The organism is Kitasatospora sp. NPDC004240, assembly GCF_053603215.1.
The window spans coordinates 1-25,835 of sequence record NZ_JBSGFD010000062.1 but is presented as its reverse complement, the minus strand read 5'-3'; the positions used below and the strand labels follow the sequence as shown (position 1 = coordinate 25,835).

The following is a 25,835-nucleotide window of genomic DNA, read 5'->3' as shown; positions in this document are numbered from 1 at the left end:
GACGGGCGGGCCCCCGCACACCCGGGTGAACGGCCGGCGCCGCCCGGGTGGACCCGTCCGGGCGCCCGGGTGAGCAGGCTCACGTCGCGTCCCTCCGGTGGCCCCGCCCACCGCCGCACCGTCGGCACACGAAAGACCCCAACGGGCGCGAACCGCAAGGCCAGGCGCCCGTTCCCGGTCGGGGCGCGCCCCGAATCCCCTTTCCGGTAAGGGGTTTTGTCTACGCGCGTTACCGGGTGATCGCCCGGCGATCGGCCTCTCCCCGGTTCCGGAAGCCTGTGCCAACTGCCCTAGACTCGAAGACGTGCCACGTGGTGACGGAAGACTCAACCACGATCTTCTTCCCGGCGAGAAAGGCCCCCAGGACGCATGCGGCGTCTTCGGTGTCTGGGCTCCCGGCGAGGAGGTCGCCAAGCTCACGTTCTTCGGCCTTTACGCCCTGCAGCACCGCGGTCAGGAATCCGCGGGCATCGCAGTGAGCAACGGCTCCCAGATTCTCGTCTTCAAGGACATGGGGCTCGTCTCCCAGGTCTTCGACGAGGCCTCGCTGGGGTCGTTGCACGGGCATATCGCCGTCGGACACGCCCGCTACTCGACCACCGGTTCCTCGGTCTGGGAGAACGCCCAGCCGACCTTCCGGGCGACCGTTCACGGTTCGCTGGCCCTCGGGCACAACGGAAACCTGGTGAACACCGCCGAACTGGCGGCCATGGTCGCCGAACTGCCCGGCGAGGAGCACGTCTCGCGCTCCGGCCGGACCGCCGCGACCAACGACACCGACCTGGTGACCGCCCTGCTCGCGGGCCACCCGGACCTCTCCATCGAGGAGACGGCCAAGGTCGTGCTGCCCAAGGTCAAGGGCGCGTTCTCGCTCGTCTTCATGGACGAGCACACGCTCTACGCCGCCCGCGACCCGCAGGGCATCCGCCCGCTGGTGCTCGGCCGGCTGGAGCGCGGCTGGGTGGTCGCCTCGGAGACCGCGGCGCTGGACATCTGCGGCGCCTCGTTCATCCGCGAGGTCGAACCCGGCGAGCTCATCGCCATCGACGAGAACGGCATCCGCACCTCGCGGTTCGCCGAGGCCAAGCCCAAGGGCTGCGTCTTCGAGTACGTCTACCTGGCCCGCCCCGACACCTCCATCGCCGGCCGCAACGTGCACCTCTCCCGCGTGGAGATGGGCCGCAAGCTGGCCGCCGAGGCGCCCGTCGAGGCCGACCTGGTGATAGCGACGCCCGAGTCCGGGACCCCGGCCGCCATCGGCTACGCCGAGGCCAGCGGCATCCCGTACGGCTCCGGCCTGGTGAAGAACGCCTACGTGGGCCGCACCTTCATCCAGCCCAGCCAGACCATCCGCCAGCTCGGCATCCGGCTCAAGCTGAACCCGCTGCGCGAGGTCATCGCCGGCAAGCGCCTGGTCGTCGTCGACGACTCGATCGTGCGCGGCAACACCCAGCGCGCGCTGGTGAAGATGCTCCGCGAGGCGGGCGCCGCCGAGGTCCACATCCGGATCTCCTCGCCGCCGGTCAAGTGGCCCTGCTTCTTCGGCATCGACTTCGCCACCCGCGCGGAGCTGATCGCCAACGGCATGACCATCGAGGAGATCGGGCGCACGCTGGGCGCGGACTCGCTGGCGTACATCTCGATCGACGGCATGATCGAGGCCACCACGCAGCCCAAGGACAAGCTCTGCCGGGCCTGCTTCGACGGTGAGTACCCGATGGAGCTGCCCGATCCGGCGCTGCTCGGCAAGCTCCTGCTGGAGGCCGAGATCAAGGGGGGCCAGCAGCCCCCGGCCGTCCGCGGCAAGCCGACCGGCGACCTGGACGGCGTCCAGTCGCTGCTCGGCGGGGCGGGCGCCGCCGACGCCCTGCGCCGCCCGTAGTACCTCACGGTGGGGTCCCGGAACCCGGGACCCCACCGCTGTTCCATCCCCAGAGACCCGAAAGGGCCGCAGTGACCAGCAACCAGAACGGCGCCACCTACGCCGCCGCAGGAGTCGACATCGAGGCGGGCGACCGCGCCGTCGAGCTCATGAAGCAGTGGGTGAAGAAGGCCAACCGCCCCGAGGTGGTCGGCGGCCTCGGCGGCTTCGCCGGGCTCTTCGACGCCTCCGCCTTCAAGCGCTACGAGCGGCCGCTGCTGGCCTCGGCCACCGACGGCGTCGGCACCAAGGTCGCCATCGCCGCCGCCATGGACAAGCACGACACCATCGGCCACGACCTGGTCGGCATGGTCGTCGACGACCTGGTGGTCTGCGGCGCCGAGCCGCTGTTCATGACCGACTACATCTGCGTCGGCAAGGTCGTCCCGGAGCGGGTCGCCTCGATCGTCAAGGGCATCGCGGAGGGCTGCGCGCTGGCCGGCTGCGCCCTGGTCGGCGGCGAGACCGCCGAGCACCCGGGCCTGCTCGGCCCCGACGAGTACGACGTCGCGGGCGCCGGCACCGGTGTCGTGGAGGCCGACGCGCTGCTGGGCGCCGAGCGCGTCCGGGCCGGCGACGTGGTGATCGCGATGGCCGCCTCCGGCCTGCACTCCAACGGCTACTCGCTGGTCCGCCACGTGCTGCTGAACCAGGCCGGCTGGAAGCTGGACCGCAAGGTCGAGGAGTTCGGCCGCACCCTCGGCGAGGAGCTGCTGGAGCCGACCCGGATCTACTCGCTGGACTGCCTGGCGCTGACCCGGGCCACCGAGGTCCACGCCTTCTCGCACGTCACCGGCGGCGGCCTCGCGGCCAACCTGGCCCGGGTCATCCCGGACGGCCTGCACGCCCGCCTGGACCGTGGCACCTGGACCCCGCTGCCGGTCTTCCGGACCGTCGCCGAGGTCGGCAACATGGCCACCCTGGAGATCGAGAAGACGCTCAACATGGGCGTCGGCATGGTCGCGGTCGTCCCGCCGCACTCGGTCGACGCGGTGCTCTCCATCCTGGAGGACCGCGGCGTCGAGGCCTGGCTGCTGGGCGACATCGTCGAGCGCACCGACGAGCACGACGGCGGCGCGGCGCTCTACAACGCGTACGAGGGCTTCACCGCGGGCTGAGTCCGGCCCGATGCGGAAACGGCCCCTCCGGACCCGCCGGAGGGGCCGTTCGCCGTCCTGGGCGCCCCTCCGGTGCGGCGCCTGCGGGCCACGACTCCGGGCCGCGGAACGCGCGGGACGGTGTCCTTGCGGGGGAACGCCGAAAACCGGCCCGGCGCTCTGGGCGTCCGGGCCGGTCAGGCCAGACTGTGACTACGCGCGGCGGCGGGCCTGGGAGTGCCCGGTGCCCGACTCGGCCTCGTCGTCCTCGTCGTCGTCGGCGGCGCCGTAGCGAGCCGCCAGCTCCGCGTAGGGGTCGTCGTCCTCCTCCTCCTCGATCGGCTCAGGCTCGATCGAAGCGGTGGAGGGCGATACGCCCAGCTCGTTGGACAGACGGTGAGCGTCGAAGCCGCCGCTGTTGTACTTCAGCTGGCGGGCGACCTTCGTCTGCTTGGCCTTGGCCCGGCCGCGCCCCATGGGTCGACCCCCTCAACGGTGGGGCTCACGGCCCCGAGTCTGACACGTGTTCATGTTCAGGATCGGCCTGCCCGAAGTGGAGAAGCCGTCCCTTGGAGCATTAACGGTACCTGTTTCCGCCGCCGGACGGTACGTCGTCGGTGTGACGTGGCGCGCACTACCTGCACCCGGGACCGGGTCTTCCCAGGTCAAGGGAGGTTTTGCGGCCTTTTGCCCGCCGTTCGGAGGTGTCTCGGTTCCGTCGTTCCCGGATCGATTATCCCCCCAAGGGGGACCTCGGATCACCTGATCGGGTGCAGAAGTGAGAATCCGGTTCCACATCGTGATGCGCGGGGGGCGGCATGGTGACCACCCCCCGCGCACCGGGGACGGATGTGCGGGCGGACCGCTGGGGATCAGGCCCGGCGGGCACCCGGCAGCAGGACCGAGCGCAGCGCGCTGATCTCCCGCATGCGCTTCTCGGCGAGGCGGTCCGCGGCCACGGCCGGCGGGACGCCGTCGGTGGTGGCCCGGGTGAAGATCTCCAGGGTGGTGTCGAAGATCTTGGTGGCCTTGTTCTTGGCCCGCTCGAAGTTGAAGCCCTCGATCTCGTCGGCGACCTGGATGACACCGCCGGAGTTCACCAGGTAGTCCGGGGCGTAGAGGATGCCGCGGTCGGCGAGGTCCTTCTCGACGCCCGGGTGCGACAGCTGGTTGTTGGCCGCGCCGCAGACGATGGAGGTGCCGAACTCGCCCAGGGCCGCCACCGAGTCGTCGGTGAGGGCGCCGCCGAGCGCGCAGGGGGCGTAGACGTCCAGCTTGGCCTGGAGCAGGGCCGCGGTGTCGGCGACGACCTCCACCTCCGGGTGGGCGGCGCGCACGCGGTTGAGGGCGGTCTCGGAGACGTCGGTGATGACGACCGTGGCGCCGTCCGCGACCAGGTGGCCGACCAGGTAGTGGCCGACCTTGCCGACGCCGGCCACGCCGACGCGCTTGCCGCGCAGGGTCGGCTGGCCCCAGCGGGCCTGGGCGGAGGCGCGCATGCCCTGGAACACGCCGAAGGCGGTCAGGATGGACGAGTCGCCGGCGCCGCCGTTCTCGGGGGAGCGGCCGGTGACGAACTGGGTCTCGCGGGCGACGACGTCCATGTCCTGGACGTAGGTGCCCACGTCGCAGGCGGTGATGTAGCGGCCGCGCAGCGACTCGACGAAGCGGCCGTACGCGCGGAGCATCGCCTCGTTCTTGTCCTTGTTCGGGTCGCCGATGATGACGGCCTTGCCGCCACCGAGGTCGAGCCCGGCCAGCGCGTTCTTGTAGCTCATGCCGCGCGAGAGGTTGAGCGCGTCCTCCAGCGCCGCCTCCTCGGAGGCGTACGGGAAGAAGCGGGTGCCGCCGAGGGCCGGGCCCAGGGCGGTGGAGTGGATGGCGATGATGGCCTTCAGGCCCGAGCTGCGGTCGTGGCAGAGCACGACCTGCTCGTGGCCGTCGCCGGGGACGCCGTCCTGCTCGGTACGGAAGATCCTGCTCAGCACACCGGGTGCGGGGTACGTGGCGGATGCGGTCTGTACGTCGGTCACTGTGGTGACTCCAGTATCGAAGGCCCGCTGCTGTGGTGCGGGCGCCTAGGGCGAAGAGTAGTCGCGTCGGCCCCGGCGATCTGCCCTCTTGTACGAGCTTGTTCCTCTTGTCCGAGGGGTGAGACGCGCGCGCCCTCCCGGGCCGGGGGTGGTGCGTGCGACGATGCAGAACGTGACCGCCGTGCGTACGTCCGTCCTGCCGCCCTACGCCGCCCACCTGCGGGTCTACGAGCCCCTGGCCGCCTATCCGGAGCCCGATCGGGCGCACTGGCAGGCGTACGCCGCGGAGCACGGCCCGGACGCCGCCGAGGCCGGGCAGCCGGTGGCCAGGGCGGCCCTGGAGGAGCAGCGGGCGGCCCTGGCGGAGCTGGTGGGGCGCACCCCGCGGCCGCTGCCCGAGCGGGAGAGCGGACGGGCCTTCGTACGGGCCGTGGACGGGGTGCTGTACGTCTGCCCGTGGGCCACCCGGCTGCGCAGCTGGCAGGCGCTGGAGGAGCTGCGGGAGCAGGGGCCGGTGGCGCTGGTGGACACCGCGCTGCCGCCGGCCACCCGGGCGGCGGCGGAGGCGGACCGCGAGCGCTGGCTGGCGGAGCACCCGGACGCCCGGCCGTGGATCCTGACCACCCGCTGGGAGGTGCCGGTGGCGTGGTTCCTGCCGTTCGGCGAGGAGGACCGCTGCTTCGTGCCGGGGCCCTCGGCCGGCTCCGCGGAGGAGGGGGCCGTCGAAGGGGTCGAGGGCGCCCCGGCGGGGGAGAAGGAGGGGCGGGCGCCGGCGCTGTTCTACCTGACGCCGATGGCGCAGGCGCGGCGGCGGGTGGCCCGGGCCTACCGGGCGCTGCGGGCGGAGGTGCCGCAGGGGGAGCTGGTGCGGGGTGCGGAGCGGGTGGGGCGGTGGCTGGAGGAGTTCCATCCGCGCTCGCTGGTGGAACTGGACTACGGGGGGCTGGTGCACCTGCTGGGGCCGGCCCGGCTGGCGGCGGACCGGTCGGCGGGGGAATTGGAGGAGGGGGTGCGGGCGCTGCGGGAGGGGGACTCGGCGGAGGCGCTGCGGGCGTACCGGGAGCTGGCGGAGCGTTGGCGGCGGGTGCAGGAGCTCCGGTACGCGAACTGAGGGGCGCGCAGGGCCGCCGGGGGTGGTGTGAGCGCCCGTCAGCGCTGGCCGCGGCCGGTGTCGGTGGTACTTGTAAGACTGGGGAGTCCTTGGGCCCGGTTGTCATGACCAAGGTCCCGGTTCGGGTCAATAGCTGTCGAACGTGACACTACTCACCGTTGACGCGAACTCACCCCTATGTGCAAAAATGGGACAACCAGCCCAACTACACATGAGCGTGCCCACTTTTGGGTGGTTCTGGAGCCGATGCCTGCTTTGCCGGGAAACGAAGGGTCTGGTCCTCTCGTAACCGGATGTCACTATAACGTGACTGCCCGTTATGGGGTGGTCCATCGCCATCCGTCGGCCTTGAACCCGTGAGGGGTCAATTTTGGCGGTTTGGTCGATAGGGCTGGACGGATGGTGTAGTTGTAGACACCAGGACAAGCCGTTCGTCCTATAACCGACTCGGCCCGTCTATGCCATTTCGGGCATCGCGGGCCAAGGTGCAGAATTTGAAGGATAGAACCGCCCTGGTTCGGTTCTCCCGAGGAGGCCGCTCATGACCGCTCGTACCCCTGACGCCGAGCCGCTGCTCACGCCGGCGGAGGTCGCCACCATGTTCCGCGTGGACCCGAAGACGGTGACCCGTTGGGCCAAGGCAGGCAAGCTCACGTCGATCCGCACGCTCGGCGGACACCGTCGTTACCGCGAGGCGGAGGTGCGCGCTCTGCTGGCCGGGATTCCGGCCCAGCGCACCGAGGCCTGATCGAGGTCTTCGATAGCGACAAAGGCTCTTTCAAAGGGGCCGCTTACCGGACTCCGCCGGGTCCGGTAAGCGGCCCCTTTGCATGCCCCGGAGCGTCCGGGGCGTCGGAGGGTTGAACTCCGGATAACGATTCGATGTTCACATTACGGGGGGGATTTACAGTGAATGGCTGTACAATTTTACATATTAAATTAGAGGGTCTCCCGGAGGTGCTCGCGGGGGTGGGTTTCCGTGAAAGTCGAGTGACGACCGTCACAGGGGGCATCACTTGTGGTCTAGACCAACTGTGCGATAGCTGTGAGGGCCCTCCGGGGCGGCCGCCTGCCGCGCGGAACCCGGACCCGGCGCCGGCTCCGACGCCGGCCGGAGCGGAAAACCGAGAGGCCCGGAACCTGACCGGTTCCGGGCCTCTCGCCTACGGCGATCCCGACGGGACTTGAACCCGCGACCTCCACCTTGACAGGGTGGCGAGCTAACCAACTGCTCCACGGGACCAGAGATTTCTGATCTCGTTCACTCGCTTGCGCGCTGCGAACAAGACAGATCGTAGCCCATGGTGGGCCCCCAGGTCGAACCGGCACCTGAGGGCCCTCCCAGCTCAGCGGGGCCCCGGCTCAGAGCGCGGCCCGCGCCGCCTCCATCGCCTTCATGATCCGCTTCTCCGAGACCGGTGACGGGGTGCCCAGCGACTGGGCGAAGAAGCTGACCCGCAGCTCCTCGATCATCCACCGGATCGCCAGCACCTCCGGGGAGGGCCGCAGACCGGCCGGGACGGCCGCCAGCAGCTCCCCGTAGGCCTGCTGCACCTGCTGGACCTTCAGCAGCTGCTGGGCGTCGCGCTGGGGGTGCTCCGGCAGCGCCTCCAGCCGGCGGTCCACCGCCAGCAGATAGCGCTTCAGGTCCGCCAGCCGCTGCCAGCCGGTCGCCGTGACGAAGCCCGGGTACACCAGCGAGGCCAGGTGCAGCCGGATGTCGTTCACCGCGTTCAGCAGCACCGGGCTGCTCACCGACTTCAGCCGCGTCGACGCCTTGTGGAAGGCGATCAGCGCGGTCGCCGTCCGCAGCGTGGTGTCCGCCGACAGGTCGTACAGGTCGGCCCGCACCTTGTCGTGCAGCTTGCCGTACGCCGCCTCGTCCCAGGCCGGGCCGCCGGCCGCGGTCATCAGCCGGTCGGTGGCGCAGGCCACCACGTCCTCGAACAGCGCCGGGATCGAGCCGTGCGGGTTGTACGAGAGCGCCAGCTTCGCCTGGTTGCCCAGCCGGCCCTGGATCGACTTGGCGGGCGAGGTGGTGGTCAGCGTCAGCAGCCGCCGGGTGCCCTCCCACATCGCCTGCTCCTGGGCCTGCGGGGAGTCGAACAGCCTGATGCCCACCGAGGCGCCCTCGTCGACCAGCGCCGGGTACGCGCGCAGCGAGTGGCCGCGCGAGCGCTGCTCGAAGGTGCGCTGCAGCACCGGCAGCGAGGCGGGCCAGCCGGTCAGCCCGCTCTGCTCGATGCCCTGGCCGGAGGCCGCCGAGGAGAGGGTCTCGCTGAGCTTGGGCTTCAGCCGCAGCCGCAGCTCCTCCAGGTCCTTGGACTCGGCGAGCCGGCGCTTGCCGTCCACCACCCGGAAGGTCACCTTCAGGTGGTCCGGCACCCGCTCGTCGTCCCAGGCCTCCGGCGGGATGGTGATCGCGGTCAGCCGCTTGAGGATGTGCTCCAGGGTGGGCAGCAGCGGCTCCTGGCGGTTCCTCACCCGGGCGAGCGCGGCCCGGGCGAAGTCCGGGGCGGGCACGAAGTTGCGCCGGATGGCCTTGGGCAGCGCCCGGATGTAGGCGGTGACCAGCTCCTCGCGCAGGCCCGGGATCTGCCAGTCGAAGCCCTCGGCGGTGACCTGGTTGAGCACCGGCAGCGGGATGTGGACGGTCACGCCGTCCGCGTCGCTGCCGGGCTCGAACTGGTAGGTCAGCCTGAACCGGAGCTTGCCCTGCTGCCAGTGGTCCGGGTAGTCGGCCTCGGTGACGCCGTCCGCGGCGTCGTTGATGAGCATCGACTTCTCGAAGTTGAGCAGGTCCGGCTGCTCCTGCCGGGCCTTCTTCCACCAGGAGTCGAAGTGCCGGGTGGAGACCACGTCCTGCGGCAGCCGGGCGTCGTAGAAGTCGAACAGGGTCTGGTCGTCCACCAGGATGTCCCGGCGGCGGGCCCGGTTCTCCAGCTCCTCGACCTCGCTGAGCAGCTTGCGGTTCTCGGCGAAGAAGCGGTGGTGGGTCTCCCAGTCGCCCTCGACCAGCGCGTTGCGGATGAACAGTTCGCGGCAGAGCTCGGGGTCGATCCGGCCGTAGTTGACCTTGCGCTGCGCGACGACCGGCATCCCGTACAGGGTCACCTTCTCGTACGCGAGGACCGCGCCGGCCTTCTTCTCCCAGTGCGGCTCGCTGTAGCTCCGCTTGGTCAGGTGGCCGGCCAGCGGCTCGACCCACTCCGGTTCGATCTTGGCGTTGATCCGGGCCCAGAGCCGCGAGGTCTCCACCAGCTCCGCCGACATCACCCAGCGCGGCGGCTTCTTGAACAGCCCCGAGCCCGGGAAGACCGCGAAGCGGGCGCCGCGCGCACCGCCGTACTCGCGCTTCTCCGCGTCGAACAGGCCGATGTGGGAGAGCAGGCCGGCCAGCAGCGACTGGTGGATCCGGTCGGCGTCCGGCTCGGCGTCCTCGTGCGGCTCCTCGATGGTGACCCCGAGCTGCTTGGCGACCGTGCGCAGCTGGGAGTAGATGTCCTGCCACTCCCGTATCCGCAGGTAGTTGAGGAACTCGGACTTGCACATCCGGCGGAACGCGGAGGAGGAGAGCTCCTTCTGCTGCTCCCTGACGTAGCGCCACATGGCCAGGTAGGAGAGGAAGTCGGAGGTCTCCGAGGTGAAGCGGCGGTGGCGGTCGTCGGCGGCCTGGCGCTTCTCGGCGGGGCGCTCGCGCGGGTCCTGGATGGAGAGCGCGGCGGCGATCACCATGACGTCGCGCACGCAGCCGTTCTTGTCGGCCTCCAGCACCATCCGGGCCATCCGGGGGTCGACCGGCAGCTGGGCGAGCTGGCGGCCGAGCGGGGTGAGGCGCTTGCGGACGTCCTTCTCGTCGGGGTCGAGGGCGCCGAGCTCGTGCAGGAGGTTGACGCCGTCCTTGATGTTGCGCGAGTCCGGCGGGTCGAGGAAGGGGAAGGCGGCGATGTCGCCGAGCCCGGCGGCGGTCATCTGGAGGATGACCGAGGCCAGGTTGGTGCGCAGGATCTCGGCGTCGGTGAACTCGGGTCGGGCGAGGAAGTCCTCCTCCGAGTACAGCCGGATGCAGATGCCGTCCGAGGTGCGGCCGCAGCGGCCCTTGCGCTGGTTGGCGCTGGCCTGGCTGACCGCCTCGATCGGCAGCCGCTGGACCTTGGTGCGGTGGCTGTAGCGGGAGATCCGGGCGGTGCCGGGGTCGATCACGTACTTGATGCCGGGGACGGTCAGCGAGGTCTCGGCGACGTTGGTGGCGAGCACGATCCGGCGGCTGCTGGAGCGCTGGAACACCCGGTGCTGCTCGGCGGAGCTCAGCCGGGCGTAGAGCGGCAGGACCTCGGTGAACTTGAGCTTCATGCGGTTGAGCGCGTCGGCGGTGTCGCGGATCTCCCGCTCGCCGGAGAGGAAGACCAGGATGTCGCCGGGGCCCTCGGCCTGGAGCTCCTCGGCGGCGTCGCAGATCGCCTGGATCTGGTCCCGGTCGCGGTCGGCCTCGTCGCCGTCCTCCTCGGTGTCCTCGACCAGCGGGCGGTAGCGGACCTCGACCGGGTACGTCCGGCCGGAGACCTCGATGATCGGGGCGTCGCCGAAGTGCCGGGCGAAGCGTTCGGGGTCGATGGTCGCCGAGGTGATGACGACCTTGAGGTCGGGGCGGCGGGGCAGCAGCTGTTTGACGTACCCGAGGATGAAGTCGATGTTGAGGCTGCGCTCGTGGGCCTCGTCGATGATCAGGGTGTCGTACTGGCGCAGCTCGCGGTCGGTCTGGATCTCCGCGAGCAGGATGCCGTCGGTCATCAGCTTGACCAGGGTGTCCTGGCCGACCTGGTCGGTGAAGCGGACCTTCCAGCCGACCGCCTCGCCCAGCGGGGTGCGCAGCTCCTCGGCGACGCGCTCGGCGACCGTGCGGGCGGCGATCCGGCGGGGCTGGGTGTGGCCGACCAGGCCGCGCACGCCCCGGCCGAGCTCCAGGCAGATCTTGGGGATCTGGGTGGTCTTGCCGGAGCCGGTCTCGCCCGCCACGATCACCACCTGGTGGTCGCGGATCGCGGCGAGGATCTCGTCCTTCTTCTGGCTGACCGGGAGCTCCGCCGGGTACGTGATCGGCGGTACGGCCGAGCGGCGGCGCTCGACCAGACGCTCGGCCTTCTCGATGTCGCCGGCGATCTCGGCGGCGATCTTCTGCCGGGCCTCCGGCTTGCGGACCCTGCGGGCCCCGTCCAGACGCCGCCCGATCCGCACCTGGTCGCGCAGGGTCAGCTCGGTCAGGCGGGCGGCCAGCTCGCCGATGCCGGGGCCCTCGGCGGGCGCGTCGGCGGACTGGACTGCGGGAGAAGTCACTGCGGGCATCCCTCTAGGTTCGCAAGGAGGTGCGGCGGTGCGCACCTCGGTTTCCGAGCCCCTCCAGTGTCACAGCCGCCCGCGGGCGGGCGCGAACCCCCGCCGCACCCGCGCGCGGGCGGCGAATTCCCGTTACCGGCCGGTCACCCGCCCGCCATGAAATGTATGTACATGCCGAATTCGATCACCCTTCGGATCGGGGACGGGACCTGCGGTAATCCCTCACCCTTCGGATTCGCCGCGGGACCTGCGGTAATCCTCACCCTTCGGAATCGGCGCGGAACCCGCCGTGATCCCGATTCATCGAGGCGAGGGTGTATCCGGCCTGAAAGCGGCTCTGCGCGTTGAGTTCGGTCATGAGATCCGCGATATGCCGGCGGCAGGTGCGCACGGACATGCCCAGCCGGGCGGCGATGGAGGCGTCCGTCATGCCCTCGGACAGCAGTCGGACGATCGCGCCGCGCAGGTCGTCCTCGACCCGCTCGCGGGTCCCGAGGCCGGTGGTGAAGGGCTGCGCGGCCAGCCACAGGCGCTGGTAGGTGTCGACGATGAAGGCGACCACGTTCGGCTCCCGGACCACGGCGGCGGCCTGCGAGTTGCCGGGCACCTCGATGACGGCGGTCTGCCGGTCGAACACCAGCAGCCGGGTGAAGTGGTCGTCCAGGGTGCGCACCTGGGCGCCCAGCCGGGCCACCCGCTCCACGTAGACGTTGGTGCCCTGGCTGAACCGCGCGGTGTGCTGGTACAGCACGTGCATCCGCACCCCGCGCTCCAGCATGGCCTCGTCCCGGTGGACGGCCTCCTCCAGGACGGTCTCCTCGCGGGCGCCGCCGGGCTGCGCGGTGAGCACCTCCTCCCGGCAGCCGGCGGTCAGGTCGGCGATCACGGAGAGGACCTCGCCGAGGTCCTCGATCACCTCGAACCGGCTGGGGTGGCGGCGGTGGGCCAGGCTGGCCTCGAAGGCCGGCATGAAGGACATCAGCTCGCGGCGGGTGCGCTCGACCCGCGAGCGCTGCGCCCGCATCTCCCGTTCGAGCGGGTCGACCACCCGGGTCACGGCCTCGTCGGGGGCCACCGCGGTCAGGGCGCCGTCCGCGCCGCGGCGCAGCAGCCCCATCCCCAGCAGCCGTTCCACGGCCTCCGCGGCCCGTTCGGGGGTGATCCCGGCGCGGGCGGCGAGGCCCGTGATGTGCCCGGTCTGCTCCGGATCCCCGGTCAGCGCATATCCATACAGCCGCCGGAGCGCCTCCAGGTCGTTCGCCAGCCTGTCCATATGTCCGGGTTCCCTCCCCTTCCGGCAGATTTGGAAGGCCTGAAACTTGCTGCCATGCAACAAGATGCGAGGCCCGTCGAATGGATCCTAATCCGGATTCTGGCAGGGTGATCCACATAGACCCCCTTCACCACAAGGGACTTCTCCGGACGGGACGCTTAACAAATGCGAAACAGTGCAGCAGCAGCACGGCGCAACCGCTTTACCCGACGGTTTTCGGCGGTGGTTTGTCCGCTGGCCCTCCTGCTCGGCCTCGCCGTGACGACGGCGGCCGCGCCCAAGGACACCGGCTGGGGCTCGCCCCGCCCGCAGGTGGTCGCCCTCCACGCGGACGCGGCCCCCGCGACCGCCCTGACCGCCGACAACGCGGGCGCCGTCCGCCGGTAGCGGCCCCCGCCCGGGCTCCCTTCCACGGGCCCGGGCGCGGTGCGGCCGCAGGTTCCTCCCACCCCTCTGACGGCGCCCCGGGAACGCGGGCAAGGCGAATGGGTAACCATGATTCTCACGGGTAACGAGATCGCGCGCGAACGCGCCAACGGTCGCATCACCATCGAACCGTTCACACCCGAACAGGTCAATCCGAACAGCTACAACTTCCGGCTCGGGAAAACCCTCCGGGTCTACCAGCAGATGCCGCTGGACGCTCGGCAGACGAATGATTTCGAGGAAATCGAGATCCCGGACGACGGATATGTCCTGGAGCCGGGCAGACTGTATCTCGCGCACACCATCGAGGTGCTCGGCAGCGAGCATTACGCGCCGACCTTCGCGGCGCGCTCCTCGGTGGCCCGGCTCGGCCTGTTCATCAACCTCTCGGCGAGCCTCGGCGACATCGGCTACACCGGGCAGTGGACCCTCCAGCTCTACTCGATGAACCGGGTCCGGGTGTACCCCGGCATCAACATCGGCCAGATGATGTGGTGGCGGCCGCAGGGCGAGATCGTCCTGTACGACGGCAAGTACCAGGGCTCGGTCGGGCCGCGCTCCAGCGACATCCACGTCGACTTCGACAAGCAGTTCGCCCGCCAGCGCTTCCCCGGACTCGGCGCCAGCGTCGAGGAGGCCGAGGTCGGCCCCAAGTTCGCCCAACTGGCCCGCTCCAGCCACGACTTCCGGGTGCCGGCCGCCTTCGTGGTGCCGGCCGGGGAGTTCGCCGACTCGCTCACCGACGAGCAGCGCGGCGGCCTCGCCGAGGCCTTCGGCGACCTCAAGGCCACCGTCGGCGCGTTCTTCACCGACACCGTCGAGCGGATCCAGAAGACCGGCGCCGAGGTCCGGCTGACCGAGCACGCCCGCAAGCTGCTCACCGCCCGCCTCGGCGAGGTCTTCAAGGACCTCGACGGCGTCGAGCTGGCGGTGCGCTCCTCCGGCCTCGACGAGGACACCGAGGGCTCCAGCCAGGCCGGCATCCACCAGACGATCCTGGGCGTGCGCGGCGCCGAGGAGGCCGTCGCCGCCGTCGAGCGGTGCTGGCACTCCTACTACGAGGCCCCGGCCGTCGCCGCCCGCATCCGGGCCGGCGACTTCGACCCGGAGCCCCGCCTGGCCGTGATCGTGCAGCGCCTGGTCCGGCCGCGGCTGGCCGGCGTGGCCTTCACCGGCCTGGACGGCGCCACCGACGACAAGGTCACCGTCGAGTACGTCGAGGGCCTGGCCGACGAGCTGGTCGCCGGGGTCGCCGTACCGCGGCGCACCGACTCCGAGGAGCTCGCGAACACCGCCGGGGCCGACCACGAGGCGCTCACGGGGGCGGACCACGAGGCGCTCGCCGGGGTGGTCGCGATGGTCCGCGAGCTGCGCGAGCGGCGCGAGCAGGACGTCGACGTCGAGTGGGCGGTCGACGAGGAGGGCGTGCACCTGATCCAGGTCCGTCCGCTCACCGCCGCCCGCGACCAGGAGCAGAGCTCCGCCGAGCCGGTCGCCGAGTCGTACCGGCTGTACTTCGACGAGCTGCCGGCCGGCTTCCAGCTGGGCGAGGTGGCCGCCGTCCACGCCGGCTACACCGCCAAGCGCGGCCCGGCCCACCGGATGGCGCACTCCTGCGGGGTCAGCGTCGGCGCCGGCTGGGTGCTGCGCTTCAACGGCCGCGGCCTGCACGACCAGGCGGCCGCCGGAGCGCTCCGGGAGGCCCTCGCGGGTGGCTCCGAGGAGTGCGTGCTGGACTTCGGCGACACCCTGCGCCAGATCGTGGTGCCCAAGGAGGAGGTTCTCGGCCAGCTGGCCGTGACCACCGGGGCCGGCGCCGAGGCGACCGCCCTGCACGCCGTCGTGGTCCGCGACTTCATCCGCGGCGACCTCGGCGTCATCTCCCGCAAGGCCGGCGAGGGCCTGGTCGTCGAGTTCACCGACGAGGGCCTGATGGCGCTCAACCGGGGCACCGCCGGCGGCGAGACCGTCGTGGTCGAGGACGTCCGGCTGGGCTTCGACGCGCCGGGCAACGTCACCGCCGCCGAGGGCGGCGCGGCGCTGCACGGGCACCTCGACGAGATCGCCCGCTTCACCGGCGCCATGCACGACAAGTACGGCCCGGTGACCATCGAGTGGGTCCTCGACGGCGGCACCCTGTACTTCGTCGACTACTCCGTCCTGGACGGCGACGACGCGGTCGTGGTCTCCCAGGGGGAGGTGTGCATCTCCCGCGGCACCGCCCGCGGCCCGCTGCTGCGGCTGGACGACGACGCGCTGCTGCGCCGGCTCTCCATCGGCCCGGCGGTCAGCATCAACAAGTCGCAGGACGTCAGCGAGCACGACGGTCTGGCGCGGATCCTCGACGCGGTCAAGGCGTACGACGAGAAGCCGATCATCGTGGCCGCCCGGCCCTACGCCGTGCTGTCGGTGCTGATCGAGCACGTGGCCGGCTTCGTCTTCGACCAGGGCTCGGCCCTCGGCCACCTGGCGATCCTGCTGCGCGAGGCGGGCGTGCCCGCGGTCGCGGCGGCCGGGATCTCCGGCACCGAGGCAGTGATCAGCGACGGCACCGTCGCCACCACCGGCCGCGGCGCCGGCGACGACGGCGAGAAGGGAGCATGAGCGTGAACGACACCACCCCCGCCGCCGGCGGGACCCGCGCGGCCTGGCTCGTCCTCGGCGGGCTCCACCTGCTGAACGGGACCGCCCCGCTCGCGGACACCGACCCGCTGGTCGTGGTCCCGCTGGACGGCCCGCCGGAGCGGGAGTTCCCGGCCAACACCGTCGTGCTGGACTGGGCCCGGCTGGGCACCGTCGAGCTGCGCGCCCGCGATCTGGCGGGCACCCGTACGCACACCTCGAAGGCCGCGGGCACCGAGCTCTTCCCCGGCATGCTGCCGGGCGCCCCGCTGCTCGCGGCGGTCGCCGCGGTCGGGGAGGAGGGCCGCGCGCCCGGGCCGCTGGTGCCGCTGTTCTACGTGAGCGCCGAGGACGGGCGCGCGCACGTCCACAGCCAGATCCGCTTCCTGGCCGAGGACGCCTGCTTCATCCGGATCACCGAGGAGCCCGTCCCGGCGGACGGCGTCGAGGGGCTCGGCTGGCTCGCCGGGGCGCTGGAGCGGCACGCCGAGCGGTTCCTGTTCCTCAACAACCACCAGCGCTACTACCGCAAGTGCTTCTCCGGCAAGGAGCTGGAGTACAAGTACACGCTGACCCCGCCGGTGGACTCCTGGACGCTGACCCTGGAGCTGTACCGCGAGGTGCGCGAGGGCGCGCTGCCCGGCTACCTGATGGAGTACCGGGACGAGTTCCAGGCCTGGGACTACCTCAACCACCTCTTCGAGGTCACCGGCCCCGGCGAGGAGGAGCGCGGCTACGCCTCGTTCATCCCCACCACCGACGGCAAGCACCTGCTGAAGCGCAAGTGGTACGCCGAGGACGCCTTCGAGCGCCGCGAGAGCCACACCTACGGGCTGGGCCTCGCCGACGACGGCGGCTTCGAGCGGTACGTCACCGAGGAGCTCGGGGTCGAGGCCGTGCGGCTGCCCTCGTTCCGCAGGGTGCGCTACGACATCAACTTCGAGTCGGCGCGCACCGGGCACGTGTACGGGATCTTCTTCGACCACTGCAGCCTGGTGGACGCCCGCGAGGTGACGCTCAACCAGTGCGAGCTGGAGTACCTGCGCAGCCGTACCGCGGTGGAGCCCGACGAGGCCGACGTGCTGGCCGAGATGGCCGACATCGCGCGCTGGCTGGAGGGCTTCCTGGCGGAGCGCGGCCTGGCGACCGAGCGGGGCGTCTACTCCAAGCGCACCTTCCTCAAGGACGCGGTCGCCGCGCGCCCCGAGCTGGCGAGGCCGGTGGTCTGATGTCCGACGGCCAGACGACCGACAGCCGGATGACCGGCGGCCCGGCGGCCGGTGGGGCGCCGCGCGCCGTCCTGCTCGACCTGGAGGGCACGCTGTACGCCCGGGGACGGGTGATCGAGGGCGCGGCGGCGGCGGTCGAGGAGCTGCGCGGGCTCGGCGTGGGCCTGCGCTTCCTGACCAACACCGACTCCAAGCCGGCCGCGGTGATCCGCGAGGAGCTGGCCGGGTACGGGCTGGCGGTCCCGGCCGAGGAACTGTTCACCCCCGTCGTGGCGGCCCAGCAGCTGCTGGCCGCCGCGCCGGGCGCGCGGGCCTACCCGCTGGTGTCGAAGGCCCTGCTCGGCGAACTGCCGGGCCTGGCCCAGGAGCCGCCGTACACCCATGTGCTGATCGGCGACTGCCGGGACGTCCTGGACTACCCGGCGCTGGACGGCGCGTTCCGCGCGGTGCGCGACGGGGCCGAACTGCTGGCCCTGCAGCGCGGCCGCTACTTCAAGCGGGCCGACGGCGACCACCTGGACACCGGCGCGGTCGTCGCGGCCGTGGAGTACGCGGCCGGGGCCACCGCGCGGGTGCTGGGCAAGCCGGCCACCGACTTCTTCGAGCTGGCGGCCCGCTCGCTCGGGGTCCCGGTGGGGGCCTGCCTGGTGGTGGGCGACGACGCGAGCACCGACGTCGCGGGCGGCGAGGCGGCCGGACTGCGCACCGTGCAGGTGCGCACCGGCAAGTACGCCGACCAGCGGGCCGAGGGCCTGACCGGCCGGGCCGACCACGAGATCGACTCGGTCGCCGCCCTGCCCGCCCTGGTCGCGGGGCTGATGGCCCGATGACGGTCTACTGGGTGGTCTGGGACGCCGCCGCGCACTGGGTGGTCGACCGGCTGGAACGGGAGGGCGCGCTGCCGGCCGTCACCCGGATGCGGGCCGGCGGCACCGTGGCGGCGGCCCGCCCGGCCCGTCCCAACTGCCAGACCCCGCCGTCGCTGGCGACCCTGTTCACCGGCACCTGGCCGGCCGAGCACGGGGTCACCGGGTACACCGTGCCCGGGGCCGGCGACGGGCTCGCCGACCACGTCAGCGGCTTCGCGCCGCGCTTCCCGGCGGTCCCCCCGGTGTGGGAGAGCGCCTCGGAGAACGACCTGCGCAGCGCCTTCGTGCACGCCCCCTGGGTGTTCGACGAGCAGAGCGCGGTCGGCCAGTACGTGGACGGCGCGGTGGAGGCGTACAGCCGCCGGCTCACCCGGCACGCCGTCCTGGAGCTCACCCCCGGCGGGGGCCCGCGGCACTGGGACGTCGGCGGCCACCTGGTCGAGGTGGAGACCGGCGCCGGCGGTGAGGTCCGGCTGGCCACCGCCGGGGCCGAGCTGGTGGCCGGCCCCGACGGGCGCTGGCGCCCGCTGGCGCTGGACGCCGACGGGCTCGGCACCTGGGTGGCCTGCGTCCGGACGCCGGAGCGGCTGCTGCTGGCGCACACCGGCGTCTGGGTGCCGCGCACCGGCGGCCGCAACCGGCGCCTGGTGCGGCGGCTGCGCGACTGCCCGCCGTTCGCCGGCGAGGGCGTGGGCCCGCTCTACCGGGCCGGGGTCTTCGGGCCCCGGCTCGCCGAGGGCGGCGACGGCTCGGCCGAGGAGGTCTTCCTCTCCTCGGTGGAGTGCGCCACCCGGGCCTTCGGCGCGGCCGCCGACGCGGTGCTCGCCGAGCACGCCGCCGACCTGGTGGTGGTCTACCTGCCGATGACCGACGACGTCGGCCACGAACTGCTGGGCTTCTGCGACGAGAAGAGCGCCGCGCACCGTCCGGACATCGCCGACCGGGTCTGGTCGTACCTGGAGCGCTGCTACCGGGGCTCGGACGCGATCCTCGGCCGGGTGCTGGACCGGGCCGGGCCGGAGGACACCGTCGTCCTCGGCGCCGACCACGGCATGGTCGGCTCCACCCACCTGGTGCACGTCAACGACCACCTGGTGCGCGCCGGGCTGGCGGCGGTGGCCACCGCCGGCGCCCTGGACGTGGCGCGCTCCCGGGTGATCTACCACCCGGCCAACAACGGCTCGCTCTGGGCCACCGAGCAGGACGACCCGGTGCGCGCGGGCGCGGCGATGGCCCGCGCGCTGGCCGCGCTGCGCACGCTCACCGACCCGGCGGACGGCCGGCCGGTGGTGCGCGGATTCCTCGACGCCGACGGGTGCCCGCTGGCCGACGAGGACGCCCCGCCGCCGGTGGCGTTCCTGGTGCTGGACGACGACTACCAGCCCTCCTCGCTGCTCACCGGCGACGGCGGCGTGGTGCGGCCGTGCGCCAAGAGCGGCGCGCACGTCGTCTACACCGGCGACCCGCGACTGCACGCGATCCACGCGGCGACCGGCCCCGGTATCCCGGCCGGTACGGACCTGGACACCGTCGACAACACCCTGCCCGCCCGGCTCGTGCTGCGGCAGCTCGGGGTGGGGACGGCCCCGGCGCCCGCGTACCCCTGACCCGACCGACGGACCCGACCGAAGGAAGTTGACCTCCGATGGGCGTACCCACCGGTTTTCCCCATGCCCTGTCACCACAGGACTTGACCGCACACCGTCATGAGCAGGTCGCGGCATTCCTCGCCACCCGCGCGCTGGAGCCCGAGTGGCTCGGCTCGCTGATGCGCGAGCGGGTCGGCGAGGGCCGGCTGCTGCTCACCAGCTCCCCGGTGCACGGCCTCGCCAACGCGACCAGCGACCTGGACTTCATCCGGATCCAGGACGCCGCGATCGACGGCCCGCGGATCTCCACCAAGATCTTCGAGGACGGCCACCACCTGGAGGTCGTCTCCTTCTCCCGGGCCGAACTCGCCGACAACCTCGCCGAGCTGGAGCGCCTCGCCGCCGCGGCCCCCGGGGAGACCGTGGCCGGCTTCCGCGCCTGGGACAAGACCCGCGAGCCCCGCCGCAAGCAGACCGAACGGATCGTCAACGGCATCGCCCTGGACGGCACCGCGCCCTACCTGGACGCCCTCCCGGCCCTCGCCACCGTGTGGTCCAGGGCCGCCCTGCACACCGCCCTGGAGCAGGCCGTCCACACCGTGCTCGCCGAGAGCGCCGGGGAGACCCGCGGCCGCGTCGGCTACGCGTACAACGTGCTGCTGCACGCGATGGACGCGCTGCTCTCGTACCACGGCGACGTCTACACCACCCGCAAGTGGTACGCGCTGCGCTGGACCCGGCTGGTGGCCGCGGACGTCTGGCGCGACGGGCGGGTCCGCGCGGTCGCCGGCGAGCTGGAACGGCTGCGCCGCCGGATCGCCGACGCCCTCGACCCCTCGGCCGCCGGGCAGCCGCTCGCCGAGGAGTACACCGCGCTGGTCCTGGACTGCCTGCGGGCCACCGGCACCGCCGACACGGTCACCGTCCGGCTCGACGTCACCGGCACCGTCCAGCCCTACCTGCCCGGCGCCGCCCTGCTGGTCGCCCCCGGCGGCTCGGTGGTGCTGCCCGGCGCCGACCGCGACCTGCCGCTGTCGGTCGACCCGGTCGGCCTGGAGGAGCTCGCCAAGCTCGACGCCCGGGACGCCGCCACCGTGCTGCGCGCCCTGCGCTCCGGCGCCGCCCGGCTCGACCTGCGGTACCGCCACGACCGCGACCAGGAGGCGGCGGCATGACCCAGGACCTCACGCAGGAGCAGCAGATGACCGAGTCCACCACCGGCGTCGCCGGCCGGCTCACCGCGTTCCCCTCGGTGCGCGGCGGGCACGCGATGCCCGGCCCGCAGGCCGTCGAGGCCTGGGTGCAGGCCGCCTGGCTGATGCTCGCCGAGGGCCGCGCCTACGTCGAGGACCTGGTCGGCGGCGCCGACCAGCCGCAGATGCAGCAGGCCGCCAAGCTGCGCTTCCTGGAGCAGCTGCTGGACGTCGACCAGCGCCTGGCCGGCCGCGCGCCGGTCGACGACGCCCACTGCCTCGCGGTGGCGCTGGAGTACGGCATGCGCGAGGTGGTCGACGCCACCGGGCCGCAGCTGATCGAGGTCTTCGGCCTCGACGAGGAGTTCGGCGGCGACAGCTGCCGGGTCGAGCAGATCCACGTGCTGTGGGAGCGGCTGCTGGAGGCCTTCCCCGGCGAACTGCCGGACCGGCTGGTCGCCGAGGGGCAGCGGGACATGCTGCGCACCCTGCGCGTCTGGGCCGGCCTGGCCCGGGCCGCCGGCCTCGACATCGGATTCCTGGCCCCCTTCATGAAGGCCGCCTGAGCAGAGAGGTGTGATCAAGTTGCCCGAGATCCACGCGGTGGCACAGATCGACGGACGGTCCGCGGACGAGCTGTGGGCCGTGGTCAAGGACTGCCTCGCCTTCGCCCCCCGGGCCGAGCACGTGCTCGGCGTCCGGGTCCTGCCGACCGGGGACAAGCGGCGCCGCTCGACCGAGTGGACCGTCCTGCTGAACGGCAGCGAGGTGACCTGGGTCCAGGAGGAGACCGCCCGGCCCGGCCCGCTGCTCGGCTTCGAGCAGACCGCCGGCGACCTCGAACGCCTCACCGGCGAGTGGACGGTCGAGACCACCCCCACCGGCGCGAAGGTCGGCCTCGGCATCGCCTTCGACCTGGGCGTCGACGGACTCGCCCCCCTGCTGGACCCGATCTGGGCCCAGTCGCTCCAGGCCCACGCCGACGCCCTGCTGCGGGCCGTGGCCGCCACCCCGCCGACCGAGAACGGAACCGACCGGACGTGATCCAGTACCTCAACTTCCTGCACACCACGGTGCGGTTCGACGTCGCCGAGGACGCGGAGCAGGCCTTCGCCCCCGTGCGGCGCTTCTTCCGGCACCTGATCTCCGGGCAGGGGGCGCACGAGCCCACCTTCGCGATCGAGGTCCACGGCTACCGGCCGGACGCGGACGTCGAGCCCGCCGTCTGGGAGCTGCCGCAGTCCGTCATCCGGCGCAGCAACGCCGCCGAGTTCAACTTCGACGCGCACGTCGTCGACCGCGGCGGCCGCCGGCTGTACGTCAACCGCGCCACCTACCTGGACGCCCCCGTCGACGCCCGCAAGGACGGCACCTTCCTGCTGCGGATCACCGAGGCGTCCACCGTCCAGGTCCTCGACTTCGTCCGCGACCTGGTCATCCGCCACGAGGAGGACCTCGGCACCGTCGTGCTGCACGCCTCCGGCCTGCAGCGCGGCGACGAGGCCGTGGTCGTCGCCGGCCCCAAGGGCGCCGGCAAGACCACCACCCTGCTCTCCGCGCTGCGCCGCCCCGGCTGGAGCTACTTCACCGGCGACAAGCTGTTCTGCACCCTCGACGGCCAGGGCGGCATCACGGTGCACCCGTGGCGCGACTACCCGTACGTCGGGGTCGGCACCATCCGGGCCGACGCCCGGCTGGAGACGCTGGTGCGCGAGCAGGTCGACCCGGAGCTCGACTCGTACGGGCCGGGCCACAAGATCCTGATGGACCCGGACGTCTTCGAGTCCTGGCTGGGCGCCGAGTTCTCCGCCGAGCCCCGGCGGCTGGCCGCGATCCTGCTGCCCGAGGTGCGGCCGGGCGAGCCGCTGGCGGTGCGTCACCTCACCGACGACAACGAGCGCTGGGCCCACCTCAACAAGATCATCGACCGCCAGGTGGACACCACCTTCTTCACCTGGCAGTCCCACCTGGTGCCCGACTACACGCGCTTCTACGGCTCGCTGGCCGAACTGCGCACCGTCCTGGACTCGGTGGCCATGGTCCGCCTGACCGGCACCCTCGACGTCGACCCCGACGCCGTCCTGGCCCGTACGCCCGCCCCCTCCACCACCTCCCAGGAGACGACGTGACCACCAGCAAGCCCGACTCCCTGCGCGTCTGCGTGGTCGGCCTGGCCGGCGTCGGCAAGTCCACCAGCGCCACGCTGATCGAGGAGTTCGCCCGCGCCAAGGGCCTCACCCATGCCCGGGTCAAGCTCGCCAAGCCGCTGTACGACCTCCAGGAGCAGGTCTACCGCGCGGCCGGCGCCACGCTGCGCGCCGACGCCCAGGACCAGGTCCTGATGGAGGCGCTCGCCGACGCGATGCGCCGCATCAACCCCGCCTCGCTCGCCGACGACTTCACCCGCCGGCTCGCCGCCACCGACGCCGACATCGTCGTCAACGACGACCTGCGCGACCCGCACGTGGACGCCCGCGCCCTGCGCGCCCAGGGCTTCCGGGTGCTGCGGATCACCTGCGACGAGGAACTGCGCCAGAGCCGGCTCGACGGGCGCGACGACCCGACCCGCGCCGACCGCTCCACCCGGGAGATCGACCTGATCGAGCCGGACGCCGTCATCGTCAACGGGGCGGGCCTCGACGAGTACCGCACCGCCGTCCACGAGCTGCTGGGGAGCTGGCTGTGATCCTGAGCGGAGCCGAGATCCTGTCCGAGGTCCGGGCCGGACGCATCCACATCGACGACTTCGACCCGGAGCGGATCGAGCCCAACAGCTACGGCTTCCGGCTCGCCGACGACATCCTCTGGTACGAGCAGGACGTCATCGACTGCTTCGAGCCCCCGCAGGCCCAGCACGTCAAGATGGGCCCCGAGGGCATGGTCCTGGAGCCGGGCCGCTTCTACCTCGGCGGCACCATGGAGGCGATGGGCAGCCCGCACTACGCGGCCACCCTCTACGCCTGCCGCTCGGCCTCCACCCTGGGCATCTGGATCCAGTTCTCCGCGCCGCTCGGCCACAGCGGGGCGGTGTTCCCCTGGACGCTGGAGATGAAGGTCGCCCACCCCGTCCGGGTCTACCCCGGCATGATGATCGGGAAGCTCGCCTTCTGGTCCATGCAGGGCGAGGCGGTCGGCTACGACGGCAAGTACACCGGCTCGCGGTCGGCGGTGGCCTCCCGCTTCAGTCTGGACAGCCGTGTCACAGGCTGACCTGTTCCGGCTCCTCACCGCGCTGGTGCTGCTGCTCCTGTCGGCCCACCTGACGGGCCGGCTGTTCGGGCGGCTGCGCCAGCCCCCGGTGATCGGCGAGATCCTCGGCGGACTCCTCCTCGGGCCCACCCTGCTGGGGCAGTTGCTCCCGGACGTCCAGAAATGGATCTTTCCCAAGCAGGGGCCGGTCTTCACCGGACTGGAACTCGTCTACCAGCTCGGCATGCTGCTGCTGATGTTCCTGGCCGGCGTCGAGATGCGGGCGGTCTTCTCCCGCCGGGACGGCCGCACCGTCGGGGTGATCTCGGTGGTGGGCATGGTGATCCCGTTCGCCTTCGGCCTGCTGGTCGCCGGGGTGGTGGACACCTCCGAGCTGGTCGGCCCGGCGGGCAACGGCACCGCGCTCACCCTGGTGATCGCCTGCAGCATCGCGATCACCAGCATCCCGGTGATCTCCCGGATCATGCTGGACCTCGGCATCATCCGGACCGCCTTCGCCCGGGTGGTGCTCTCCGTGGCCGTCCTGGAGGACATCGTCCTCAACGTGCTGGTCTCGGTCGCCGTCGGCCTGGTCGCCGGCGGCAAGAAGGGCGGCTTCGGCCTCGCCCCCGAACTGGGCATCACCTCGCCCAACGCCTCGGCGCTCTACCACTCCGTCGCCTCGGTGGCCTTCCTCGGCCTGGTCGCCGCGCTCGGCCTGCTGCTGCGCCGCTTCGCCGGCCGCGCCCAGGGCACCGGCCCGCTGGGCCAGGTGGCCGTCCGGGTCTCCGCGGTGCTGGCCGCCGCGGCCGCCTGCCTCTACCTGGGCGTCGCCCCGATGTACGGCGCCTTCGTCGTCGGGCTGATGTCCGGCCTCGGCGGCGCGGCCTCCTCGGACGGGCCGATCGCGGCGGTGCGCGGCTTCGCCACCGGCTTCTTCATCCCGGTCTACTTCGCGGTCGTCGGGCTCAAGCTGAACCTCGTCCACGACTTCGACCCGCTGTTCACGGCCGGCTTCCTGGCCGTGGCCTGCCTGGTCAAGGCGGTCAGCGTGTACGCCGGCGCCCGGCTGACCCGGCGCCCGGCCACCGAGTCGGTGCACCTCGCGGTCGCCATGAACGCCCGCGGCGGCCCCGGCATCGTCGTGGCCACCGTCGCCCTGGACGCGGGGATCATCAACGCCTCCGTGTTCACCACCCTGGTGCTCACCGCCGTGCTCACCTCCCTGCTGGCCGGCTGGTGGCTCGAACGGGCCATCGCCCGGGGCACCTTGAGCACCGCGGACGAGCCGGAGCCGGCCGCCGTGCCGCAGCCGGGGCCGGCCCCCGAACCGGTGCCCGTCCGCTGACCCCACCCACCCCACCATCCGTCCGCCCGCCACCACGGAGTCTTCCCTTGGCCAAGCCGACTCGCTCGAACCCGACGGTCAAGCACCTCTTCGTCACCGGGGGTGTCGCCTCTTCGCTCGGCAAGGGCCTCACCGCCTCCAGCCTCGGCGCGCTGTTGAAGGCCCGTGGTCTGCGGGTGACGATGCAGAAGCTCGACCCGTACCTGAACGTGGACCCGGGCACGATGAACCCGTTCCAGCACGGGGAGGTGTTCGTCACCGACGACGGTGCGGAGACGGACCTGGACATCGGTCACTACGAGCGGTTCCTGGACACGAATCTGCACGGGTCGGCGAACGTGACGACCGGGCAGGTGTACTCGACCGTGATCGCCAAGGAGCGGCGCGGGGAGTACCTGGGTGACACGGTGCAGGTGATCCCGCACATCACCAACGAGATCAAGTCCCGGATCCGGCGGATGGCCACCGAGGACGTCGACGTGGTGATCACCGAGGTCGGCGGCACCGTCGGCGACATCGAGTCGCTGCCGTTCCTGGAGGCCGTGCGCCAGGTGCGCCACGAGGTCGGCCGGGACAACGTGTTCTTCGTCCACGTCTCGCT

General features: G+C 72.1%; 21 protein-coding genes and 1 tRNA gene. 17 read left to right on the top strand and 5 right to left on the bottom strand.

All coding sequences use genetic code 11. From position 1 onward, the window contains the following. Positions 1-304: 304 nt before the first annotated feature. Entirely contained in the window at positions 305-1,882 is a 1,578-nt protein-coding gene (gene purF / locus ACWEQL_RS18765; protein ID WP_452151362.1) for an amidophosphoribosyltransferase, read from the top strand. Positions 1,883-1,953: 71 nt separating this feature from the next. Beyond that, positions 1,954-3,039, top strand: coding sequence for a phosphoribosylformylglycinamidine cyclo-ligase (gene purM / locus ACWEQL_RS18760; protein ID WP_452151361.1), 1,086 nt, complete (start codon positions 1,954-1,956; stop codon positions 3,037-3,039). A gap of 192 nt (positions 3,040-3,231) precedes the next feature. On the opposite strand, the gene ACWEQL_RS18755 is transcribed toward purM, so the two are convergent. Further along, positions 3,232-3,495, bottom strand: a complete 264-nt coding sequence (locus ACWEQL_RS18755; protein WP_452151360.1) for a DUF3073 domain-containing protein — start codon at positions 3,493-3,495, stop codon at positions 3,232-3,234. A gap of 395 nt (positions 3,496-3,890) precedes the next feature. Continuing rightward, positions 3,891-5,051 carry a Glu/Leu/Phe/Val dehydrogenase dimerization domain-containing protein gene (locus ACWEQL_RS18750; RefSeq protein ID WP_452151359.1) on the bottom strand — a complete coding sequence of 387 codons (1,161 nt, stop codon included), beginning with the start codon at positions 5,049-5,051 and terminating at the stop codon, positions 3,891-3,893. A 163-nt stretch (positions 5,052-5,214) separates the two neighbouring features. On the opposite strand from ACWEQL_RS18750, the gene ACWEQL_RS18745 reads away from it, so the two are divergent. Both ACWEQL_RS18745 and bldC read left to right on the top strand, forming a co-directional pair. Then, positions 5,215-6,162 (top strand): hypothetical protein, encoded by a 948-nt coding sequence (locus ACWEQL_RS18745; RefSeq protein ID WP_452151358.1) that lies wholly within the window; start codon positions 5,215-5,217, stop codon positions 6,160-6,162. Positions 6,163-6,703: 541 nt separating this feature from the next. Continuing rightward, complete coding sequence (gene bldC / locus ACWEQL_RS18740) at positions 6,704-6,910, top strand: developmental transcriptional regulator BldC (protein WP_014137253.1); 207 nt, start codon at positions 6,704-6,706, stop codon at positions 6,908-6,910. A gap of 421 nt (positions 6,911-7,331) precedes the next feature. On the opposite strand, the gene ACWEQL_RS18735 is transcribed toward bldC, so the two are convergent. The 3 genes from ACWEQL_RS18735 to ACWEQL_RS18725 form a co-directional block, all read right to left on the bottom strand. After that, a tRNA-Asp gene (locus ACWEQL_RS18735) sits at positions 7,332-7,405 on the bottom strand. Positions 7,406-7,524: 119 nt separating this feature from the next. Beyond that, positions 7,525-11,505: an ATP-dependent RNA helicase HrpA gene (gene hrpA / locus ACWEQL_RS18730; protein ID WP_452151357.1), complete on the bottom strand. Its 3,981-nt coding sequence runs from the start codon at positions 11,503-11,505 to the stop codon at positions 7,525-7,527. A gap of 250 nt (positions 11,506-11,755) precedes the next feature. Then, positions 11,756-12,769 (bottom strand): LuxR C-terminal-related transcriptional regulator, encoded by a 1,014-nt coding sequence (locus ACWEQL_RS18725; protein WP_452151356.1) that lies wholly within the window; start codon positions 12,767-12,769, stop codon positions 11,756-11,758. A 222-nt stretch (positions 12,770-12,991) separates the two neighbouring features. Between ACWEQL_RS18725 and ACWEQL_RS18720 the strand changes: the two genes are divergently transcribed. The 13 genes from ACWEQL_RS18720 to ACWEQL_RS18660 all read left to right on the top strand — a co-directional run. After that, complete coding sequence (locus tag ACWEQL_RS18720; RefSeq protein ID WP_452151355.1) at positions 12,992-13,156, top strand: hypothetical protein; 165 nt, start codon at positions 12,992-12,994, stop codon at positions 13,154-13,156. 108 nt (positions 13,157-13,264) lie between these two features. Further along, on the top strand, positions 13,265-15,799 hold the full coding sequence (locus tag ACWEQL_RS18715; protein WP_452151354.1) for a dCTP deaminase domain-containing protein: 2,535 nt from the start codon (positions 13,265-13,267) through the stop codon (positions 15,797-15,799). Then, complete coding sequence (locus ACWEQL_RS18710) at positions 15,796-17,046, top strand: hypothetical protein (RefSeq protein WP_452151353.1); 1,251 nt, start codon at positions 15,796-15,798, stop codon at positions 17,044-17,046. The genes ACWEQL_RS18715 and ACWEQL_RS18710 overlap by 4 nt, the downstream gene beginning before the upstream one ends. Continuing rightward, positions 17,046-17,876, top strand: a complete 831-nt coding sequence (locus ACWEQL_RS18705; RefSeq protein WP_452151352.1) for an HAD-IIA family hydrolase — start codon at positions 17,046-17,048, stop codon at positions 17,874-17,876. Before ACWEQL_RS18710 ends, ACWEQL_RS18705 begins: the two co-directional genes overlap by 1 nt. Then, positions 17,873-19,522 carry an alkaline phosphatase family protein gene (locus tag ACWEQL_RS18700; protein ID WP_452151351.1) on the top strand — a complete coding sequence of 550 codons (1,650 nt, stop codon included), beginning with the start codon at positions 17,873-17,875 and terminating at the stop codon, positions 19,520-19,522. The genes ACWEQL_RS18705 and ACWEQL_RS18700 overlap by 4 nt, the downstream gene beginning before the upstream one ends. Positions 19,523-19,560: 38 nt before the next feature. Further along, the gene (locus ACWEQL_RS18695) at positions 19,561-20,679 is read left to right on the top strand and encodes a DUF6001 family protein (RefSeq protein ID WP_452151350.1); all 1,119 of its coding nucleotides are present in this window, start codon (positions 19,561-19,563) and stop codon (positions 20,677-20,679) included. After that, on the top strand, positions 20,676-21,263 hold the full coding sequence (locus tag ACWEQL_RS18690) for a DUF6031 family protein (RefSeq protein WP_452151349.1): 588 nt from the start codon (positions 20,676-20,678) through the stop codon (positions 21,261-21,263). Before ACWEQL_RS18695 ends, ACWEQL_RS18690 begins: the two co-directional genes overlap by 4 nt. A gap of 10 nt (positions 21,264-21,273) precedes the next feature. After that, entirely contained in the window at positions 21,274-21,741 is a 468-nt protein-coding gene (locus ACWEQL_RS18685) for an SRPBCC family protein (protein ID WP_452151348.1), read from the top strand. After that, complete coding sequence (locus ACWEQL_RS18680) at positions 21,738-22,826, top strand: hypothetical protein (RefSeq protein ID WP_452151347.1); 1,089 nt, start codon at positions 21,738-21,740, stop codon at positions 22,824-22,826. The genes ACWEQL_RS18685 and ACWEQL_RS18680 overlap by 4 nt, the downstream gene beginning before the upstream one ends. Continuing rightward, the gene (locus ACWEQL_RS18675) at positions 22,823-23,383 is read left to right on the top strand and encodes an AAA family ATPase (protein WP_452151346.1); all 561 of its coding nucleotides are present in this window, start codon (positions 22,823-22,825) and stop codon (positions 23,381-23,383) included. Before ACWEQL_RS18680 ends, ACWEQL_RS18675 begins: the two co-directional genes overlap by 4 nt. Beyond that, a complete protein-coding gene (locus tag ACWEQL_RS18670) occupies positions 23,380-23,907 on the top strand; it encodes a dCTP deaminase (protein WP_452151345.1) in 528 nt (175 codons plus the stop codon). The genes ACWEQL_RS18675 and ACWEQL_RS18670 overlap by 4 nt, the downstream gene beginning before the upstream one ends. Further along, a complete protein-coding gene (locus tag ACWEQL_RS18665; RefSeq protein WP_452151344.1) occupies positions 23,894-25,234 on the top strand; it encodes a cation:proton antiporter in 1,341 nt (446 codons plus the stop codon). The genes ACWEQL_RS18670 and ACWEQL_RS18665 overlap by 14 nt, the downstream gene beginning before the upstream one ends. Before the next feature lie 47 nt (positions 25,235-25,281). Then, a partial coding sequence (locus tag ACWEQL_RS18660; RefSeq protein ID WP_452151343.1) for a CTP synthase occupies positions 25,282-25,835 on the top strand: 554 nt, incomplete at its 3' end.